This is a genomic window from Chryseobacterium sp. PvR013, assembly GCF_017833095.1.
Classification (GTDB): domain Bacteria; phylum Bacteroidota; class Bacteroidia; order Flavobacteriales; family Weeksellaceae; genus Chryseobacterium; species Chryseobacterium culicis_A.
Genome location: NZ_JAFIBT010000001.1, coordinates 5442469 through 5464424 on the forward strand (window position 1 = coordinate 5442469; position 21956 = coordinate 5464424).

16 protein-coding genes are annotated in these 21956 nt (G+C 37.6%); 10 read left to right on the forward strand and 6 right to left on the reverse strand.

Annotated elements, in window-relative coordinates; genetic code table 11:
- Positions 1-260 precede the first annotated feature (260 nt).
- Together JOE44_RS24695 and JOE44_RS24700 are read left to right on the forward strand one after the other, a co-directional pair.
- Positions 261-1277, forward strand: coding sequence for a hypothetical protein (locus JOE44_RS24695; RefSeq protein ID WP_209788878.1), 1017 nt, complete (start codon positions 261-263; stop codon positions 1275-1277).
- A 17-nt stretch (positions 1278-1294) separates the two neighbouring features.
- Entirely contained in the window at positions 1295-1819 is a 525-nt protein-coding gene (locus tag JOE44_RS24700) for a hypothetical protein (RefSeq protein ID WP_209788881.1), read from the forward strand.
- Positions 1820-1895: 76 nt separating this feature from the next.
- Here JOE44_RS24700 and JOE44_RS24705 read toward each other — a convergent pair whose 3' ends face one another.
- Complete coding sequence (locus JOE44_RS24705; RefSeq protein WP_209788884.1) at positions 1896-2366, reverse strand: Lrp/AsnC family transcriptional regulator; 471 nt, start codon at positions 2364-2366, stop codon at positions 1896-1898.
- Positions 2367-2508: 142 nt separating this feature from the next.
- On the opposite strand from JOE44_RS24705, the gene JOE44_RS24710 reads away from it, so the two are divergent.
- From JOE44_RS24710 to JOE44_RS24745, 8 genes are all read left to right on the forward strand, one after another.
- Positions 2509-3897: an MFS transporter gene (locus tag JOE44_RS24710; protein ID WP_209788887.1), complete on the forward strand. Its 1389-nt coding sequence runs from the start codon at positions 2509-2511 to the stop codon at positions 3895-3897.
- Between the two features lie 120 nt (positions 3898-4017).
- Positions 4018-4764: a metallophosphoesterase gene (locus JOE44_RS24715; RefSeq protein ID WP_209788889.1), complete on the forward strand. Its 747-nt coding sequence runs from the start codon at positions 4018-4020 to the stop codon at positions 4762-4764.
- 103 nt (positions 4765-4867) lie between these two features.
- Positions 4868-5782: an AraC family transcriptional regulator gene (locus tag JOE44_RS24720; protein WP_209788891.1), complete on the forward strand. Its 915-nt coding sequence runs from the start codon at positions 4868-4870 to the stop codon at positions 5780-5782.
- Between the two features lie 216 nt (positions 5783-5998).
- Positions 5999-7144: an efflux RND transporter periplasmic adaptor subunit gene (locus JOE44_RS24725; protein ID WP_209788893.1), complete on the forward strand. Its 1146-nt coding sequence runs from the start codon at positions 5999-6001 to the stop codon at positions 7142-7144.
- Between the two features lie 9 nt (positions 7145-7153).
- On the forward strand, positions 7154-10294 hold the full coding sequence (locus JOE44_RS24730; RefSeq protein ID WP_209788895.1) for an efflux RND transporter permease subunit: 3141 nt from the start codon (positions 7154-7156) through the stop codon (positions 10292-10294).
- Between the two features lie 17 nt (positions 10295-10311).
- Positions 10312-11724, forward strand: coding sequence for a TolC family protein (locus JOE44_RS24735; RefSeq protein ID WP_245169860.1), 1413 nt, complete (start codon positions 10312-10314; stop codon positions 11722-11724).
- A gap of 59 nt (positions 11725-11783) precedes the next feature.
- Entirely contained in the window at positions 11784-12335 is a 552-nt protein-coding gene (locus tag JOE44_RS24740) for a DUF2652 domain-containing protein (protein WP_105680862.1), read from the forward strand.
- A 393-nt stretch (positions 12336-12728) separates the two neighbouring features.
- Positions 12729-14915, forward strand: a complete 2187-nt coding sequence (locus JOE44_RS24745) for an outer membrane beta-barrel family protein (RefSeq protein WP_209788901.1) — start codon at positions 12729-12731, stop codon at positions 14913-14915.
- A 479-nt stretch (positions 14916-15394) separates the two neighbouring features.
- Here JOE44_RS24745 and JOE44_RS24750 read toward each other — a convergent pair whose 3' ends face one another.
- The 5 genes from JOE44_RS24750 to JOE44_RS24770 form a co-directional block, all read right to left on the reverse strand.
- Entirely contained in the window at positions 15395-17659 is a 2265-nt protein-coding gene (locus JOE44_RS24750) for a glycoside hydrolase family 3 C-terminal domain-containing protein (protein ID WP_209788904.1), read from the reverse strand.
- Between the two features lie 279 nt (positions 17660-17938).
- Positions 17939-18748 carry a methionine ABC transporter substrate-binding lipoprotein MetQ gene (gene metQ, locus JOE44_RS24755; RefSeq protein ID WP_209788907.1) on the reverse strand — a complete coding sequence of 270 codons (810 nt, stop codon included), beginning with the start codon at positions 18746-18748 and terminating at the stop codon, positions 17939-17941.
- Positions 18749-18836: 88 nt separating this feature from the next.
- Positions 18837-19493 carry a methionine ABC transporter permease MetI gene (gene metI / locus JOE44_RS24760; RefSeq protein ID WP_209788909.1) on the reverse strand — a complete coding sequence of 219 codons (657 nt, stop codon included), beginning with the start codon at positions 19491-19493 and terminating at the stop codon, positions 18837-18839.
- Positions 19486-20514, reverse strand: a complete 1029-nt coding sequence (locus JOE44_RS24765) for an ATP-binding cassette domain-containing protein (RefSeq protein ID WP_209788912.1) — start codon at positions 20512-20514, stop codon at positions 19486-19488. Before JOE44_RS24765 ends, metI begins: the two co-directional genes overlap by 8 nt.
- Positions 20515-20532: 18 nt before the next feature.
- A complete protein-coding gene (locus tag JOE44_RS24770; protein ID WP_209788915.1) occupies positions 20533-21531 on the reverse strand; it encodes an EamA family transporter in 999 nt (332 codons plus the stop codon).
- Positions 21532-21956 lie beyond the last annotated feature (425 nt).

The following is a 21956-nucleotide window of genomic DNA, read 5'->3' on the forward strand; positions in this document are numbered from 1 at the left end:
GTTGAATGTAAATAGCATTTAAAGTGTACAATTTGTTGGGTGTAACATTTATAAGCGTTTTCTGATAGTGCTGGAAATGGAGTGTGCTGGTTAAATATCATATCCATCTGAAAAAATTAAACAGTTGTTTGGTATGTTAATTGTTGTTAGTCGGTCGATGATGTTGAAAGTTTAAATTTTTATTATTAAAACAGTAATAATTTGTTAAAGTATTATAAATGTATATGAATAACCTATTTTTTTTAAATATTAATAAAAAAATGATTTTTTTATTAATGCTTGCTTTTAGCGCTGTGGCTTATGCTCAGTGTATTCCTTATACAGGGCAGGCGATGACCAGTGGAAATACGTATTGTCTTAACGGAAATCTTAATGTAAGTACCAATATCAGTATTCCGAACGGAGCAACTCTTATGATACAATCGGGGCAGCTGCATTCCAATAGTATTCAGGTTGATGGAGTATTGGAAATTGCTGACGGAGCAAGTGTTCAGTCTACAGGAACTGTGAAAGTAGGAACTTTCGGATCTCAGAAAAATTCAAAAATTAAACTGGGAACCAAATCCTTTCTATCGCTTGTAGGATCAGTGATTCAGGAAGATCCAACCTTTGGTGGCTTTTATCCCGGAACAACTTCTGTTATTGAAATGGGAACAAGCAGTGTGGTAGAAATTTGTGGAACATTTACCCAGCAGTCCAACACATATCCTTCTGTTGAATATGTAGGTATTCCTACTGGCAGAGCGTACTGTATTGCAAAAGCAGATGTAAGTGGTGGAGGTGGAGCTTCCATTATCAGTGATGACAGTCAGATCGTAGCTATTGTGATGGGATCTGTAACAGGATTAGGAATGGGAAATTCCAGTTTCTGTGGACCCAATGCAACAAAAGCAATGTGTCCTTCTCTTTGGCCAGAAGGGTTGTCAGAAGATAAAACAAGTTGTGGAAATGCTCCTATGATTATTGATGAGATTGACGGATTTTGTACAAAACCCGGAATTTCCGGTACACCAGATGGATTTACTAAATTCGGAATTACCATACAGCAGAAAAATAAAGCATGGCCGGAAAATGTACCGAATGGATTTTTGGCTATGGAATCAAAAAACAAGGGTTTTGTCATTACCAGAGTTCAGCACGTAAGCCAGACACCACAGCCTGGAGATGCCATCGCAGAACCGAAAGAAGGAATGCTCCTGTATGATATTCAGGATAAATGTGTAAAGCTTTATAACGGGACCGAATGGAAATGTGTACAAAGAAGCTGTAATGATTAAACCGATAAATAGATTGTATGAAAAATATAAAAAATATAAAAAATATAGGGATAGTAATAGCTTTGGTTATTTTTAACTCGTTTTTTGCTCAGGTAGCTATTGGCAAACAGGTGATAGACGGAAACAGTACGGTGTTAGACTTTGATAACGTATCAGGGAATACAAAAGGCTTAATTCTTCCCGCTACCTCAGGATTTCCCACAGGATCTTTGGCAAACGGAACATTCATCTTTGATGTCACAGATAACAAAGTAAAAGTCTATGAAAATGAAGTCTGGAAATCTTTATCAGATGCCGGAAATTCAAATGCGGTTATTGTCAACAATTCTGCTGAGTCAGGGAAAGGAGTAATTATGGGAGAAGCCACAAGTTCTGCTGATGGAGTTTTGGTGCTGGAATCTCAAAATAAAGCGATGATTCTTCCTAAAATAACATCACCCCATCTTAATGTGAAAAATCCTTATCCGGGAATGATCTGTTATGATACAGCCAGCAAAACACTGGCCATATTTGATGGGTCGGTCTGGAATTACTGGAAATAAACACAGGCAGAGTAATCTGTCTTAAAATAATAGAAAGCAGCTGTATTTTTATGCAGTTGCTTTTTTATTTCCCATGTTAAACAATCTGGTTACTTTCCTTGATGCTGTTCATGACAAAAATACTTTTAGTCTGACCAATTCCTTCGATTTCAGATAATTTGTTCACAAAAAATTCATGAAATTCATCCATATTGGGAGCCAAGATTTTCAGCATAAAATCAAAATCTCCGCTGATATTGTAAAACTCTACAACTTCCTTCAGTTTGCCCACTTCCTCAATGAATTTTCCCGCTGTTTTTTTATTATGGACATTTAAGGCAATCATACAGATCACCATCATTTCTTTATTGACCTTTTTACGGTCTACTACAGCAGTATATTCTTTAATGATCCCCTGTTTTTCCATACGTTTAATACGTTCATGCGTAGGAGTAGGACTCAAATTGATTCTTGCCGAAATATCTCGGACACTCATCTTAGCGTCTTTCTGAAGAAGTCTAAGAATTGATAAGTCTTTTTCATCAGGGATATAATTTTCACTTGCCATTTTGTTCTGTTTTTATAGGTTTTACTTGGTTTTTCAGGTGTTTTGTTCTTTTAAATATTTTAAATATTTAATATTGTTCCAAATTTAAGGTTAAATTTTTAAATACGTTCTGTTAATTTTAATTTTGCAGGAAATTTGAAACATGGATACAAGGAAGAATGTAATATTAATTTTAGCATCGGTAGGAACATTTGTAGAGGCGTTGGATATTGCCATTATTAATTTAACCATTCCTTCTATTCAGCAGCAGTTTCAGATTGGAGCCGAGACTGTTCAATGGTTGCAGACCCTTTATGTATTGTTTTTTGGCGGATTTCTGATCATTGGAGGGAAACTTTCAGATCAGATCGGGAGAAAAAAAATGTTTTTACTGGGAGCTCTGATTTTTATGCTGACTTCATTAGGTGCAGGATTATCTCAAAACTTTGAGGTACTGGCCATCTTCCGTGCTTTACAGGGACTGGGAGCTGCGTTAGTGATGCCGTCAGCACTTTCTATTGTAACCAATACGTTCAGAGGAGAACAGGAGAGAAACCGGGCTATCGGAATCTTCAGTTCATTTGCTGCCATTGGTTCGGGAAGTGGTCTTTCCGTGGGAGGAATTATCAGTACTTACCTGAGCTGGCATTGGGTTTTCCTGATCAATGTTCCCGTTCTTTTAATAACCCTTGTGCTGTCTTATTATTATCTGCCTGCAGATGAGAAAAATGAAACCGCTCAGAAAACAGATGTGGTTTCAGGAATATTAATGGTACTTGGATTGTTAAGCCTTACATACGGAACCCATGAATTGGTTCATATTAAAGAACAGCCTTTTCTGGTAGCAGGATCTTTGGTTCTGTCATTAATACTGCTGGTGATGGTCTATTACCGATTAAAGTCCGTGGCAGAGCCGTTAGTGGATTTAAAACTGTTTAAACATCAGTCTTTAGTCGTTTCCAATGCTGTGTTTTTCACTTTGGGTGCGTTTTTTATCGGATTTTTATTCCTTATTTCACTGATGCTTCAGAAAGATATGGGATATAGCGCTGCCTCTGCAGGATTAATGCTTGTTCCATTCAGTATCATATCCGCTTTAACAGCTAAATTTATCCTGCCTCATGTATCAAAACGCCTGAATTCTTCTCAAATGGGTGTTTTAGGATGGTTGTTTATGCTGGCAGGAGGATTGTCACTGTTGATTTCTGTGTATGCAGGACACCCGTTAACATTGGTTTTGCTGGGAGCTGCATGTATTTCAGGAGTGGGAATGACGTTTTGCTTTACTGCGCTTTCTGTAATGGGAATTCAGGATGTGGAGCCGGAAAATTATGGATTGGCATCAAGTTTGAGCTCTACAAGTTACTTTCTGGGAGCAGGAATCGGACTGTCATTCATGACTTTAATGAGCCAGATTTTTCCCTCAGAATTTTCAGTAGGAAGCCTGAATCTGATGATATTGATCGGCTACGCTCTGCTGGCGCTCGGAATGTTATTCTATTTTATATTGAAAAGCTTAAAATTGAAACAGGCAGAAGTTGCTGTTTCGTAATAAGCAGTTTAAAAATACACAAACTATATGAGGAAAGAATCGGTGCTTAGGTGTCGGTTCTTTTTTTGTTCTTTTGCCATTCTGTTTCCCTTCACTACCTTTGTGCTTTACTATAACATCATGAAAATACAGGTCATCAGCGATCTTCATCAGGAATTTGGAAGTACGGAATTAGGTTTTGACCATTCGGATATTGTTGTGCTGGCAGGTGATGTCAATTTAGGAACCAAAGGGATTGAATGGATTAAAAAAGCAATACCCAATAAACCAGTCATCTATGTTTTGGGCAATCATGAATACTATAAAGGTTCCTATCCGAAAACACTCCATAAAATCAGAGAAGCGGCTGTGAATTCCAATGTTTATGTGCTGGAAAATACATTTGTAGACATTGACGGAATTCGTTTTCATGGGGCCACCTTATGGACGGATTTTTCAATATTCGGAAATCCTGTTCAGTACGGAATGCTTTGTCAGTCTAAAATGAATGACTATAAAATGATCAGGAGAGATCCTTCCTATTCGAAAATGAGAACATTAGATACCTTTAAAATTCATCAGCTTTCACGACAATGGCTGCAGGAAAGTCTTGAAGACTCAAAAGGACTTAAAAATATAGTCGTTACCCATCATGCTCCCAGTCTCCAATCAGTGCCGGAGCATTATAAAGAAGATCCCGTTACCTCTGCTTATGCATCTGATCTGGAAGATGTAATCAAAGAATATCAACCTTTGTACTGGATTCATGGGCATATTCATACACCATGCAGATATAAAATTGAAAAAACAGAAGTTATCTGTAATCCTCATGGGTATATTGATGAAAAATATAACGGCTATGATAAAGAACTGATTATTATTGTTTAGCAAAAAAGCAATTTTGCCTACTGCCTACTGCCTACTGCCTACTGCCTATTGCTATTTTACCCTTTCTCCTTAATCACTATCTTCGTATTCTAATACCTTTTCAATGCCTAGAAAATCCCAGCCAAAACCTGATTTTGTTTCGCAGCTCGCTTTTGATGAAGTTCTTCAGCAGGTGGAATTTGATCTTAGAATCAAGGAATTTGTCGTGATGGAAATTGATAAGGTGAACTATATCATACAACCGAATATTCCTTACCGTGCAGATTATTTCTGCATTTTTATGATACAAAAGGGAGACGTTACGTTCAGGTTGGATGATAAGAGTTATGAAGTCTCTAAAGGGGATATTGTTTTTTGCCCCATGCTGGAAACCTTTTGGGTAGACGAAATTTCGGAAGATTACAATGCTAAATATATTTTCTTTTCATTGAATTTTATTTCTGACGCAGGCTTTAATTATAAGTCAAATAATGTCCTGAAAAGCCTTTCATCAGATCCTACCCACATCATCAGAAATGAACCCGATGTGTACAGAAAACTGAATTTTCATCTCGATGAACTTCAGGTTTTGAATGACAAGGAAAAAGACAATTATTATTTCAATGAAATGATCTGGCATCACTTTTCACTGGTGATCTACGAAATTGATAATTATTTCAAAAAAACGGAAAAACTACACGTTGTAACCAATAGAGAAGACGAGTTGACCACCAGCTTCTTTAAGCTTGTTCAGGAGCATTTCAAAGAAGAACATAATGTTCAGTTTTATGCCGATAAGCTTTTTATCAGCCGTAAATACCTTACAAAGGTGATTAATAAAACAGTGTTCAAATCCCCAAGAGATATTATTCATCAGGTTTTAGCGGTAGAAGCCAGGCTGTTATTGAGAAATCCCAACCTGAATGTCAATGAGGTAGCATCACAGCTAAGTTTTTCTGATCAGGCTTCATTTAGTAAGTTTTTCAAAAAACATACAGGAAGATCTCCTTTGGAATATAGGAAAGATGATTTGTATTGATAGTCAGTAGGTTGTGTTTTAAGATGTCTTTTTGCCAAAACTGAATACTATTTTGATTTAAAATATTGAATACTGTCATTTATATTGTCTATAAGTGATATTTCTCATGTTTTTAAAAATAAAGAGTCTTTTTGACAAAACAAGGGGTTTTTCGAATAATCCTATTGAATTTTTTTCGTTCGATTTTTGTGCGGAAAATTTAAAAGGACTATTGTTATGCAAAGATTTTTTATTCAAAAATCGACTCTACTTTTTCTCTCGCTGATTGTATTGGCGGGTTGTAAGAAGAATAATCAAAACCAGGGCTATCAGCAGCAGGCACCGGAATTACCCGTGGCAAAAGTAACACAGGGAGACGCTTCTGTTTCCAGAGAATATGCAGCATCTATTGAAGGAGTTTCCAATGTGGAAATAAGACCTCAGGTAACAGGATATTTAAGCAAAATTTTTGTAGATGAAGGTGATTTTGTGAGAGCAGGCCAGCCATTATTCAAAATTGAAGATCAGGTTTTCCGTGAACAGCTGAAAAGTGCTCAGGCATCTTTGATTACGGCTCAGGCCAACCTTTCAACCTCTAAAATTGATCTGGACAGAAAAAAAGAACTCTTTAGAAACAAAATGGTTTCAGATATTCAGGTGAAAGAAGCTGAAGCGGCTTATAATGCGGCACGTGGAGCAGTAAGCCAATCTACTTCTACCATTGAATCGGCTAAAATCAATTTGAACTTCTCCACCATTAAAGCTCCGGTAAGCGGATTTATCGGAAGATTCAACTATCGTCTGGGAAGTTTAATGACTCCGGGAAATCAGGAACCGATTACCTTATTATCAGATATTCACCAGGTATATACTTACTTCAGCCTGAGTGAAAATGATTTTAATAATTTCCAGAAACAATACACGGGAAGCAGTATTGATGAGGTCATTAAAAATACTCCGGCAGTTTCATTATTGCTTTCAGGAGGTGAAAAATATGCGGAGACAGGAAAGATTGATGCTGTAGAAGGACAGTTCAATAAAACAACAGGATCCATTACTTTAAGAGCAAAATTCAACAATCCCAACAACCTTTTGAGAAGTGGGAATACAGGCAAAATTATACTGGATCAGTTCTACGGCAATGTTGTTTTACTTCCTATTGCCTCTACCAGAACCATTCAGGATAAAGTTTTTGTATTTACCATTCAGGGAGGAAAAGCCGCAATGCTTCCTATTGAAGTGAACGGAAAAGCAGGCGATAATTTTATTGTATCGAAAGGGCTTAAAGCAGGAGATGAATATATCACCAGCGGTTTTGACCGATTGCAGCCGGGAACTCCTGTAGTGGCACAAAAGAAAAATGCTCAACAGAAAAAATCCTAAGAAGAAGTCATGTTAAAGAAAATTATAAAAAGACCCGTACTGGCAACGGTTATTTCCGTATTGCTTGTAATTCTGGGGATCGTCGGGATGGTAAGCCTTCCGATTACAAAATTTCCGGACATCGCACCTCCTACCGTTATGGTAACAGCTGCCTATCCGGGAGCTAATGCCGAAACAATTGCCAGGTCAGTAGCACCGCCATTGGAAAATGCCATCAATGGTGTGGAAAATATGGACTATATTACTTCTACAGCAAGTAATGACGGTACATTGAGTATAACTGTTATCTTTAAATTAGGAACAGATCCGGATCAGGCCGCCATTAACGTTCAGAACAGAGTGGCACAGGTGACCAACCAGCTTCCTGCAGAGGTAATCCAGGCAGGAATCACCACCGTGAAAAGACAGAACAGTATGATTGCGATGGTCTCTCTGACCAGTAAAGATGGTACGATGAGTGACCTTTTCCTTGAAAACTATGCGAAAATCAACATTGTTCCGGAACTGAAAAGAGTAAAAGGAGTAGGAGATGCCATGGTGTATGGAAATAAAGATTACTCCATGCGTATCTGGCTGGATCCGAATAAACTGACTTCCTACAATCTTACACCCTCTGATGTTTCCCGTGCTATTCAGACTCAAAACCTTGAAGCAGCACCCGGAAGATTGGGAGAGAGAAGTAAAGAAGTGATGGAATATGTTCTTCGCTACAAAGGAAAATTTACAGAACCTGAGCAGTATGAAAACATTACCATCAAAGCATTGAATGATGGATCTGTATTAAAGTTAAAAGACATTGCCAAAGTAGAATTTGGAGCCTACAGTTATACGGTATCTTCTAATTATAATAAAAAAGCATCCGTAACGATGGCGATCTTCCAGATGGCAGGATCGAATGCGAATGAAGTACAAATTGCGCTTCAGGAAAGAATGAAAGAACTGGAAAAATCTTTTCCCGCCGGAATGGATTATGAAATTCCCTATGCTACAAAAGATGCACTGGATCAATCCATAGAGCAGGTTATTCATACTCTGATAGAAGCATTTATTCTGGTATTCATCGTGGTGTATATCTTCCTTCAGGATTTCCGCTCCACGTTGATTCCGGCTATTGCAGTTCCGGTATCTATTGTAGGAACGTTCTTCTTTATGAAGGTTTTTGGGTTCTCTATTAATATTCTTACGTTGTTTGCTTTGGTGCTCGCCATTGGTATTGTAGTGGATGACGCTATTGTAGTGGTGGAAGCGGTTCATGCTAAAATGGAACATAAAAAGCTCAATCCGAGAGCTGCTACCATGTCAGCGATGAGTGAAATTACAGGAGCCATTGTTTCTATTACATTAATCATGTCTGCTGTATTCGTTCCGGTAGCCTTTATGAGTGGTTCCACGGGATTATTTTACCAGCAGTTTGCCTTGACATTGGCTATCGCGATTGTGATTTCAGCGATCAATGCCTTGACATTGAGCCCGGCATTATGTGCTTTATTCTTAAAACAACACCATCCGGGAACGCATGAAAAAATGAATTTCAAAGATCGTTTCTTTGCAGGTTTCAATGCCAGCTTTAATAAACTGACATTCCGCTATGGGAAAGCTGTGCTGTTCCTTTTGAAAAGAAAATGGGTGGCACTTGTTATGATTGTGGCTTTCGGAGGTTTGTTTGCGTGGATGTCTATGACAACGCCTAAAGGATTTATTCCGGATGAAGACCAGAGTTTTATCATTGTAACCGCGAACCTTGCTCCGGGAGCATCAAAAGACAGAACCTCGAAAGTAGTCTCCGACACAGAAGATCTTCTGATGAAAAATCCTGCTGTGGATAAAGTGATTTCGGTAGACGGATTGAACTTATTCAGTGGTTCCATGTCATCTTCCGCTGCTTCTATTTTCGTTAAATTGAAAAAAGGAGGCGAGAGAGGACCTGTCAATAATATCAATGATATCATAGGACAAACTCAGGGAATGCTTTCTCAGGATAAAAGAGCCAATTTCCTTGTGATCAATACGCCTACGGTAGACGGTTTCGGAAATACGAGTGGAATGGAGCTTGTGCTTCAGGACCGTACCAACGGAGAACTTCAGAATTTAGGAAATATCTCTTACGGAATGATGGGCGCTTTGATGCAGCGACCTGAAGTAGCGGTAGCATTTACCACTTTCGATGTGACGTATCCGCAGTTTGAAGTGCTTGTAGATGAAGTGAAATCTGCCCAGCTGGGAGTTAATGTTTCTGACGTGTTAGGAGTAATGCAGGGATATTACGGAAGTATTCAGGCGTCTGATTTCAATAGATTTGGAAAGTATTACAGAGTTTTGGTACAGTCTACACCAGAGACAAGACAAGATAAAGAATCCCTAAACGGAATTTTCGTTAAAAATAACTTAGGTCAGATGGTTCCTGTCAATACATTGGTAAGCCTGAAACAGGTAACAGGAGCTGAGGTGGTGGATCGTTTCAACCTGTTTAATTCATCCAATTTAACAGTAATGGCAGCTCCGGGATATAGTACCGGACAGGCTATGTCCGCCATTGAAGAAGTGAGCAAGCAGGTACTTCCTCCGGGATATACTTACGATTATAAAGGAATGAGCCGCGAAGAAGCAGGTTCAAGCTCACAATCTGTTATGATTTTCGGATTATGTATCGTGTTTGTATTCTTCCTTTTATCTGCTCAATATGAAAGTTATATTCTTCCATTGGCTGTATTGATTGCTATTCCGGTGGGACTTTCCGGAGTATTTGTGGGGATTACCTTCGCGGAATTATCCAATAATATTTATGTACAGATTGCTTTGGTGATGTTGATTGGGTTGTTAGCAAAAAATGGTATTCTGATCGTGGAATTTGCGATTCAGAGACGTAGAGCAGGGAAAAGTCTTATCGCCTCTGCGGTGGAAGGAGCAAAAGCCCGTTTACGTCCTATTTTGATGACCTCTCTGGCATTTATTACCGGATTGATCCCATTGATCTTTGTGGTTGGACCTTCTGCAATGGGTAACCATTCTATTGGGTATGCCGCCATTTCAGGGATGCTTTTCGGAACGATCTTAGGAATTTTCGTAGTTCCTGTTCTTTTTGTGGTATTCCAGGCATTGCATGAGAGAATCAACGGAAAAGTAGTAACCGATGCAGATTGGGAATATTAATTCAAATGATTTTAACAATGAAAATTAAAAATATAGCATATATCGCATTCATTTCGGGAACCGCAATCTCCTGTAAAGTTCAGAAATATGAACAGCCTGAAGTAAAAATGCCTGAAGCTTTCCGAAGTGACAGCATTGCAGCGGATTCTCATGAAAATATTGCGAAGATCAGCTACAAAGACTTTTTTAAAGATCCTGTTCTTGTAGGATTGATAGATAAAGCGATGGTACAAAATAACGATCTTCAGGTCGCTTTAAAACAGATAGAATTTGCATCATTAGCTTACAATCAGAGCAAATGGGCAAATATTCCGACTGTTAGTGCTTCTGCCAATGCCAATATCAACCGTCCTTCAGACAACAGTATGAACGGAATGATGGCCGGACAGTTTATGGGAAAAAGGTATATGGAAGATTATACAACTTCCTTGAGTTTTTCCTGGGAAGCTGATATCTGGGGAAAGATTAAAGGAAGGAAGGAACAGGCTTTAGCAGAATATCTTAAAACACAGGAAGCGGCAAAAGCAGTGAAAACACAAGTTGTATCTGCTGTAGTACAAGGATATTATAACCTTTTGATGCTGGATACTCAGTTGGAAATTACAAAATCCAATCTTGCTTATGCGGATAATACGCTGAAGTTTCTGACCAAACAGCAGGAGCTTGGGCTTACTACAGCATTGGCTGTACAACAGCAGGAAATTGTGAAAGATCAGATTCTGAAATCAATTCCGGCTATTGAAAGTTCTGTAACAACCCAGGAAAATGCTTTGAGCCTGCTAACGGGTTCTATGCCGGGGAAAATTGAAAGAAGTGCAGGCCTGAATAATGTACAGTCTCCGGATCATATTGCTGCAGGAATTCCTTCAGAATTATTGAGCTACAGACCGGATGTCAAAACAGCTGAACTTGAAGTAAGAAAAAGTGCAGCAGCCATTCATGTGGCGAAAATGAGCATGTATCCTTCACTGAATATTACGGCGCAGGGAGGCGTGAATGCCTTTCAGATCAGCAAATGGTTCAGTGTTCCGGGATCGCTTTTCGGAATGGTGGCAGGCGCTGTAGCCCAGCCTATTCTGAACGGGAAACAGCTGAAAACACAATATGAACAATCTAAAGTAGTTGCTGATCAGGCTGAACTCAATTTCAAGCAGTCTGTTTTAAAAGCAGTAGGAGAAGTTTCTGATGCACTGATACAAATCCAAAAACTGGAAGAACAGCAGAAAATTGCAGAAGGGCTGGCCGTGAAATCTGGAGAAGCAGTGAAGAAGGCTGATCTGTTATTTAAATATAATTCAGCAACTTATGTAGAAGTGATTATCGCACAAACGAATAAACTTCAGGCAGAACTGGAACTGGCTTCTCTGAAAACCCAGAGACTGAATGCTATTACAGCACTTTACCGTTCTGTAGGAGGCGGGTGGCAATAAAGTAAAATTGAATCTGCTTCGTCTGTAAGGATGAAGCAGGTTTTTAATCCATTATCATTATGAAGACAAATATACAAGAGGGGATCATTCTTATTCCGGATTTCAGCGGATTTACCGAATTTGTGTTCAATACAAAATTGTATACAGGCGAGTATATTGTAAGACAGTTATTGTCTACACTGATTGATGTGAACGATCAGTATTTTGAAATTTCCGAGATTGAGGGAGATGCCATTTTATTTTACCGTTATGATGAAAATCCGTCTTATCAGAGTATTTCAAAAATGCTGTGGAAGATGAGAAGTGCCTTCAACAGGAAAATAGAGGAGTTGAGTAAAAGTTTAAGCACTACCATTGATCTGGCTCTCAAATTTATTGTGCATTATGGATCCTTTTCACAATACAATATTGGAAATTTCAGAAAGCTATATGGAAAAACGATTGTGGAAGCCCATCAGCTTTTGAAAAATGGAATGGCAGAAAAGCCTTCTTATGCACTTTTCAGCAATTCTTTTCTGGAAAGCAGTAAAAACAGAGAGTCTGATTTTAATAAAGAACCCCTTCGTCTGCCTGAAGTGGGGGTTATCCATTATTTTGAAAATGTAAACTAGCCTATATTTTTTAATAGTATTCCTTGTAAATTTGCTATTGCTAGCGGCCCGGGTGAGATCCGGGCTTTTTTTATTGGTCAGCTTTTAGGAAATCTGCGGGTAAAAAATTTGTTTTTGTTATAGGGGTAGTAAAATATTTATGTAATATGCATTGGTTTTGCAATTTTTTTTAAGTGAAATTTAAATTACGTATAAAATATTTTTTTAAGATTATTTATTATGGAAGTGATTTGTATTTCGTTGGTTTATTGAAAAATGTGTATTGATTTTTAATTTATGTTTACATTAAATGTTGATATATTGCTGGGAATTAAATCTTTATTTAATTTTTTTTATTTTTTGATGTAACAAACTTGTGAAGATAGTGGTCTTATAGAAAAACTATAATTTCACATGAAGAGAATATTATTTCCTATAGCAATATTAACAGGCTCCTTAGTAATGGCCCAGCAGGCTCCAGCTCCGGCTGCCAACGATACTGTAAAAGGAAATGCAAAAGAAATAGAAGCGGTTACTCTGGTGGCCAGAAAACCAACCGTAGAATCTAAAGTAGACAGAACTGTATTTAATGTAGCAAATAGTGCAATTCTGGCAGGAAATACAACATGGGATGTTCTTAGAATGACTCCTTTGGTAAGTATTGATAACAATGATGAGGTAAAAGCCGAGGGACAAATGGTTACGGTATATATCAATGACAGGAAATCTGTTTTTACAGGGAAGGAACTAAAGGAATATCTTAAAACAATTCCTGCTGATAATCTTATGAAAATTGAAGTGATTACCAGTCCGTCTTCCCGTTATGAAACTTCCGGTTCTGTTATCAATATTGTCCTTAAAAAAAGGGATGATGAAGGACTAAAAGGAAGTATCTCTCTCAACAACAGACAAAGTACCAAAAACTCACAATACACGAATTTCAATCTGAATTACCATAAGAAAAAATTTACCCAAACCTTTATCGGAAGTTATAATAACGGAACTTATGTGCAGAAGAATCAAACATGGGATAACCGATATGCTGAAAATAAACTTACTCAGTTCAATCTGGAAAATGTAATGAGAAATGAAAGTCCATCTCTTTCTTCCACTTCAGAATTTGAAATCAATGACAAAAATAATTTCGGACTTGTATTGGAATATTCCCAGAACAGGAATTTGCTTTCAGCAGAATCTGATGGGATGACTACAAAAGATGGAGATCCCGGTGAATCTTTTCATCAAATCCAAAATAACTGGGGATTCAGCCGTAATCTTGGTACTAATGCTTTCTATAAATATTATGATAAAGAAAAGAATAGGATTTTAGATATTAATTTAGGAACCAATTATTCCAGTAATGACAATGATAATTTGATTGACAAGCAAATTAATAAGCAGGGTTTGATAACCAATCAGCAGCTGGGGTCGATCAGTTCAAATCAGATGCGTAATTATTATCTGAAAATAGATTATACCCATCCTTTTGGTAAGACAGGCGGTACCATGGAAGCAGGGGGAAAAACCGAATTGAACAATCACGTTATTCCTAACAGTCTCTATGGATTTAGTATTGATAATGGTACACCGGAATATGCTAATCTTTCCAAAAACGACAGATTCCATTATGAAGATCATCTGAGCTCTTTATATGCCAATTATAGCAAAACATTTTTCGAAAAACTGGAAACCAGAATCGGAATCCGATACGAATATATTGATTATAAAGTAAGACAGGATGTAGCAGGTACAGAAAGAAGAGATTCTTACGGTACTTTTCTTCCCAATTTATTGCTGAAATACAGCTTTTCAGAGAAGTTTGATCTGAGCCTTACCTATAACAGAAGTATCTGGAGGCCTTGGTATTCAGAGTTTAACCCTTTCGTGACGCCTGAAATTAACGGAACCTATTCCAGAGGAAACCTTTATTTGAATCCCAATCCGAATGACCGGCTTTATCTGAAATTGGGAATCCTGAAAAAATACTTTATCTCTGCAAGATATATGCACACGAATCAGGATTACTGGACTACCTATGTAACGGAAAACGGAAGAACAGTTTCATTACCAGGGAACTTCGATGGAAAGGTTGAAAAATATTACCTGTTTGCCAATACCAACCAGAACTTCCTGAAAAATAAACTGAATGTGAATGCAGGATTTGGATGGTATTACATTAATAATAAGGATTTTAATGAGAAAAATAAGCTGGGTGCCAAAGATTATATCAGTTATTGGGGAGCCTCTGCGAATATTTCTTATACCAATCTGTTCAATAAAAATATTAACCTGAGTGCGTGGATGGAGCTTGCCAATCAGAATAACGGAAATTCATATGCGAATAATACCAATGTCTTCCATAATATTTCAGTGACTAAAATATTTCCGAAAACCCAGATGGAACTAAGCATGCAGCTGATGAATATTTTTAAGAGACCTTATGGTGATAATACCACTTACAGCCCTGATGGAACTTTCAGAGAATATTCAAAATGGGACTGGTATGGTGTTTCTCTTACATTTGTAAAGCGTTTTGGAAATCAGAAGGTAAAAGAAAATACAAAAACCGATGTAGAGAAAAACGGTGGCGGAGGAAAGTAATTCAAAATTTGTTAGATAAAAATAAAAGCAGGTTTCAATTTGGAATCTGCTTTTTATTTTTGGCTAGAAGCTAGAAGCTAGAAGCTAGAAGCTAGAAGAGGGAAGTAGTGAAAGATAATCTTTATGCTTGTCTTAAAACTCTGTGCAATCACTGTAATCTGTGGGAGAAAAATAATTAGATTTTAACGTAAAGCTCTTATCTGAATTTCTTATTATTTTAAGACAGCAAAGTTTTGAATCAAGTACATTGATTCTTTCTAAGCGAACGTACAATCATAATCCTTCTTAAGCAACAAAGTTGCTTTCTTAGCTTCCTTAAAAAATGTTACTTTTTTTATTTAAACTTTGCGTTAGAAAAACTCTGATAGGTTTAGCACGCATAAAAAAGGGAGGAATAAAAAAACAGATCCCAATCTGGAATCTGTTTGCATTCTATCAAATAATTATTAAATAGAGTTTAGTACTCTTAACTTTCAGTTTTATTTAAGCGTAAATTTCACTTTCGTCTTAATGGCATCGGAAGAATTTCCAATCAATGCTTCAAAGTCTCCCGGTTCAGCTACCCAGTCATGTTTTTGAGCATCAAAATAACTTAAAGCCGTTTTATCAATGGTGAAAGTAACTTCTTTCTGTTCTCCAGGATTCAAATATACTTTTTCAAAACCTTTCAGTTCTTTTGCAGGACGTGGAACGGATGATTTCAAATCACTGATATAAAGCTGGGCTACTTCAGCACCTGCTTTTTTACCTGTATTTTTAACCGTAACGGTAAAAGTAATGGTACCATCCTGTGATATCGTTGTCTGGTCAGCTTTTGCTTTTCCGAATTCAAACGTGGTATAGCTCAACCCATGCCCGAAACTGAACAGAGGCTTTATATTCTTAGTATCATGCCAGCGGTAACCTACAAAAATACTCTCGTTGTAAGTAATATTGATAGGGTTTTTCTGATCTTTACCTTTTCCTGCTGCAAACTCATCCTTTTGCCCTGGATACTCTCCAAGCTGATGGGCTGAATTGTCATCAAGTTTTATTGGGAATGTAAACGGAAGCTTTCCTGATGGATTGGCATCTCCTGCTAAAACAGCTGCAATAGAGTTTCCTGCTTCAGAACCCAGATACCAGGACTGTAAAACTGTGGGAACTTCTTTAATCCATGGCATAGCTACGGCATTTCCGGAAACGAGAACCACAGCAAGATTTTTATTTGCTTTTGCAAGTGAAGAGATCACTTGATCCTGATTGTAAGGCAAGCCATAGCTTTTTCTGTCGTTTCCTTCACTGTCCTGAAAATCTGCTTTATTCAGTCCGCCAACGAAAATCACATAATCCGATTTTTTTGCCAATTCCACAGCTTCATTCAGTAATTCAGCGGCAGAACGGGTATCTTTTAAATCCTGTCCGGATTTTACTCCGTTGTATTCTCCTCCGATGTCACCTACATAACCTCTTGCATATTGTACATCTGCCTGTTTTCCAAATCTGGATTTGATTCCGTCTAAAGGAAGGGTTTCATATTTCACTTTTAAGGATGAAGAACCTCCGCCTACCGTCATTATTTTAATGGCATTTTCTCCGATAACGGCAATCTTTTTAGCCTTATTAATATCAATAGGAAGAACATTCCCCTGATTTTTTAATAAAACAATTCCTTCTTCTCCAATTTCTTTGGCAACCGCTTTATGCTCTTCAGAAGCAATATTTCCGAAAGGCTTGTTGCGGTTCATTGTAGTTTTATAGGCAAGACGGAGAAGTCTTGTTACCTTATCATCAAGTTCCTGGGTACCTACTTTTCCTGCTTTAATCAAATCAAGATAAGGTTTAGCAAGATAGTAATTGTCATAGGCATTTTTAGTTCCTGCGGAGAGTCCGTTAGTCCACGATCCGAATTCAAGATCAAGACCGTTATGAATAGCCTGTTCCGTATTGTTTACAGCACCCCAGTCAGAGACTACAACCCCTTTATAATTCCATTCTTTCTTTAAAATATCATTTAACAGATACTGATTCTGGCTGGCATACTGACCTTTGTACATGTCATAAGCACCCATAATTGTCCAGGAATCACCTTCTGTTACGGCTGCTTTGAAAGGTGGCAGATAAATTTCATACAGAGCTCTGTCGTCTACATTCACATTGCTGGTATGGCGGAACATTTCCTGGTTGTTCAGGGCGAAATGTTTTACAGAAGTTGCCACGCCGTTAGACTGTACTCCTTTAATGTAAGGCACTACCATCTTTGAAGTAAGATAAGGATCTTCACCCATATATTCAAAATTTCTTCCATTCAGCGGAGTTCTGTAAATATTAACTCCAGGTCCCAGAAGAATATCTTTTTTTCTGTAGCGGGCTTCTTCACCCAAAGCTTTACCATAATTCCATGACATTTTTTTATTCCATGTGGCGGATAAAGCAGTTAGGGCAGGGTAGGCGATGATAGAATCGTTCGTCCATCCGGCCTGATCCCATTCGTCCCACATTACCTCAGGACGTACTCCGTGAGGACCATCTGTTGTCCAGAATTCAGGAATTCCCAATCTTGGAACACCTGGTGAACTGAATTTCGACTGTGCATGCAGCATGGCCACTTTTTCTTCCAGTGTCATTCTTGATAATGCATCCTGAATACGCTGTTCTACAGGTTTGGATTCATCTAAATAAACGGGGATGGTAGTATTGGTCTGAGCCATATAAGAAGCAGAAATAAAGGTGAGTAAACTTATAATGACGGTTTTCTTTAACATAATGCCTTTCTATTTGATTAAAAACAAAAATAAAGAAAATTTTTTATTATCTCAAATTGAGAAAATAAAATTTTATCAAATAAAAAAACTGCCTGCTTAATGGCAGACAGCTTTTTATTAAATATTGTATTGGTAAATGCGAAAAAACTGAAGAGAAGCATACAAGTAAAAAGCAATACTTTGAATCCCGAAAACCCGTACCCCGAATCCCGAATCCACTCTGACAACTCTAATACTCTCAAACCCTCAAACTCTCCCACACTCAAATCCTCTCACTCATCAATCCCATCCTTTCACAGCTCCTCCTTTAAAAATTTCTTTGGCTTTCTTTTCTACTTCAGGAGACTGATAGGCTTTTACAAAGTTTTTTACTTTCTGGCTGTTTTTATTATCTGGTCTGGCAACTACCACATTCACATACGGTGAGTCTTTATCTTCCACAAGAATTCCTTCTTTTTCCTGATTCAAGCCTGCCTGAGCAGCAAAATTATTATTGATTATTCCAACCACAACATCTCTGTCTTCCAACACTCTTGGAATCTGGGCACCTTCAATCTCCATAATTTTCAGATTGTTAGGATTTTCTGTAATGTCAGTCACTTTAGGTAAAAGCCCGACACCCGCTTTTAATTTCAGCAGACCACTTTTCTGCAGAAGCAGTAAAGAGCGTCCTCCATTGGTAGGATCGTTGGGAATTACAATGGTATTGCCTTCCTGTAACTGACTGATATTATTAATCTTTTTTGAATACGCTACAATAGGATAAACAAATGTATTGCCTACGGGTACAAGGTTGTAACCTCTCTGTTTTGACTGTTCTGTTAAATAAGGAATATGCTGAAAGGCATTGGCATCAATATCTCCGTTGGTCAATGCTTCATTGGGAACCACATAATCGTTGAAAGGGATAAGCTCCACTTCCAGGTTATACTTATCTTTAGCTACTTTTTTGGCCACTTCGGCAATTTCCTGTTCCGGGCCGTAAGTAATTCCTACGCGGATAAAGTTCGGATCATCTTTTCTTCCCGAACAAGCGTTGAACAGTAATATTCCAGCAGCCAATAAGCCAAAAATCTTTATTCTTTTCATTCTAATTAAATTTTATATATACTGATCACACATCACGCATCTAGTAACCCGAATCTCAACTCTCAAACCCTCCGACACTCTCACCCAATTACCTGTGATCAAATCTTTTTGACAATCTGTCGCCCATAAACTGGATGAAGAAAACCAAAAGTACAAGCAGAATCAATACCGTATTCATAATGACAATATCATATCCGATATATCCATACTGGTAGCCCACCTGTCCAAGTCCACCTGCACCTACGGCACCACCCATTGCTGAGTAACCTACAAGGGTAATCAAAGTGATGGTAGCATTATTGATTAATGAAGGAAGAGCTTCAGGAAGCAGTACTTTTCTGATAATCTGTAATGGAGAAGCTCCCAAGGCTCTTGCTGTTTCTATAAGACCATGAGGAACTTCAATAAGGCTGTTTTCTACAAGTCTTGCAATAAAAGGAGCTGCACCCACACTTAATGGAACCAAAGCAGCATTTACTCCAATGGAAGTTCCTGCCAGAATTCTGGTAAAAGGAATCATCCATACAATTAGAATAATGAAGGGAATTGCACGGAAAATATTAACCAAAATAGAAAGCCCTCTATGATAGGCTACATTTTCCAGCAGCTGGCCTTTTCTTGTTAAAAATAACAGAATTCCTACCGGAAGACCCAGTACAAATCCAAAAAATCCGGATAAAAATGTCATATAAACCGTTTCCCAGGTTCCTTTTGCCAAAAGGGCAATTACCGTATCACTAAGCATATCCTTTTACTGTATTTTGAATTTTATTTTGGTTGAAATAATAGATCGCCTGTTGGTTTTCTTCAGTTTCACCCTGAAGCTGCAGCAGCAATTTCCCGAAATTGGAATCTCCAAAATACTCTACATCTGCTTTTAACAATTTATAAGGGATTTTATATTGGTTGTACAGCGTTGAAAGAATTTGTTCAACACTGATGTTTTCGTTAAGTTCTATTTCGACCAGCGGAAATAAACCTTCTTTAGGTTCTTTCTGCAGTCTGCTAATGAATTCCTGTGGCAGGGTCATGATGTCTGAATTTATAAATTGGCGGATTATCGGGTTTTCTTTATCCGAAATAATCTCGCTTAATGTACCTTTTGTTAATAATTTTCCTTTGTCGATCACGGCTACATGGTTGCAGACCGCTTTGATCACTTCCATTTCGTGGGTAATTAAAAGGATGGTAATTCCCAGTCTCTGATTGATATCTCTTAAAAGCTGCAGAATAGACTGCGTGGTAGCAGGATCCAGTGCGCTGGTGGCTTCATCACAAAGCAGAAGGTGAGGATCATTGGCCAAAGCCCTTGCAATGGCAACTCTTTGTTTCTGCCCTCCGGAAAGGCTTTTAGGATAATCGTTGGCTTTATCTTCAAGTCCTACAATCTTCAGTAATTCATTAACTTTTCTGTTGATTTCGTCCTTGCTGGTATGGTCCAGTTCAAGAGGAAGCGCTACATTATCAAAAACAGTTCTCGAAGAAAGAAGATTGAAATGCTGGAAGATCATTCCGATTTTTTTACGCTCCTCAGCCAGTTGTTTAGAACTCAGTTGGGTAAAATCTTTTCCATTAATGATAATCTGTCCTTCATCCGGTCTTTCCAATAGATTTACCGTACGGATCAGGGTACTTTTTCCTGCACCCGAAAATCCTATAATTCCTACGATATCTCCTTTATCTATGGTAAGACTTACCTTATCCAGTGCTTTAAAAGACTGTTTTTTCTGATGAAATGTTTTTGATATGTTTCTGATTTCTATCATTCTGATTTTATATACTTTTTAAATAGGCTGATATGGTCTGCCTGTTCTGTTAAAAAATCTCCTTACTCTTCTGATTTTGACCTTGGACCGTTTTGAAAGTCTGAAATACTTGGTGACATTCGTTAGAAGTACTCCCAGCAATATAACGAATAAACCGTACAGCTGACCTCCATTGATGCTTTGGTTGGCAATAATCCAGCCTGCAATCACTGTTACAATAGGATTGATGTAGGTATGGGTGCTTACCAAGGCAGCGGGTTTTACGGACAGAAGCCAAATGTACGACAAATAAGCGACTATGGATCCAAAGAAGATCAAAAATAGAACCCCAAACCATGCCGATAACGGAACAGCAGAAACTGAAAAATCAGTCCATTCTTTTCTGAAAAAAGCAATGAGAAAGGAGGCTAATCCTGCTACGATAAGCTGTTGGGCAATATTCATAAATGTAGATTGAGAAGCCGGATTTTTCTTTGAATATAAAGAACCCAATACCCATGCGATGGAGCTTAATCCCAATACGACAAACGCAGTTATACGGAGATTTTCATTAGCAATAGCATGAGCAGCATTTGAGTTTACACTGCCTTTTAAAAACATCACCAATCCTGCAAATCCAATGGCCAATCCTATAGGAATGAATTTATCCGAAAAATAATATTTCCAGTTTTTTCTGTCGATAGCAATAAACCAGAACGGGCCGGTGGCAATAGAAATAGCCGCCTCAGAAGCCGTTATATATTGTTCTCCCCAGGCTACAAGCCCGGTTCCTCCGGTAAGAATAAGAATACCGGTAATTGCATTTTTCTTCCAGTTGATCAGAGAATTTGCTTTTTCTCCTTTAGAAAGAAGATATCCTATCATCAGAATTCCGGCAACCAGAAATCTTAATCCTGAAAGAATGAATGGCGGAAAACCTTTTAGGCCAAATGAAATAGCTAAAAACGTAATTCCCCATATCACATAGATGTTTGTAAAAGCCAATGGAATCAACCATTTGTTTTTAGAATTGCTCATTTTTATTTTTTTGATGTTGTTGTGTTCAATAAAAAAGGCTCTACCACGTGGTAAAGCCTTTTTGAAAATATATCTATATAAAAGTAAGGTCAACCACAGTATTCTTGATGTATAGGCATACAGATATCCTTCATCATATTTTTGATGGTATGTTTCTTAATTGTATTATTGTTTGATTTTGTCTTCATTTTGTTTTATTTCCTGAATACGTTTGCAAATATATAATTTAATTTCTATTAGTCTACTAAAAAAGTAGGTATTTTAAATATTAATTTATTGTTAATGATTTAAATTGCTGTTTATTAGTATTTTATAATTTTAAATTCACTCATTTATTTTAATTTGAAAAATGTTTTTAATGCCTTTTATTTCAAAAAATAGAGAAAATATCATTTATTTCTAATTATTAAAAATGTAATATAAAT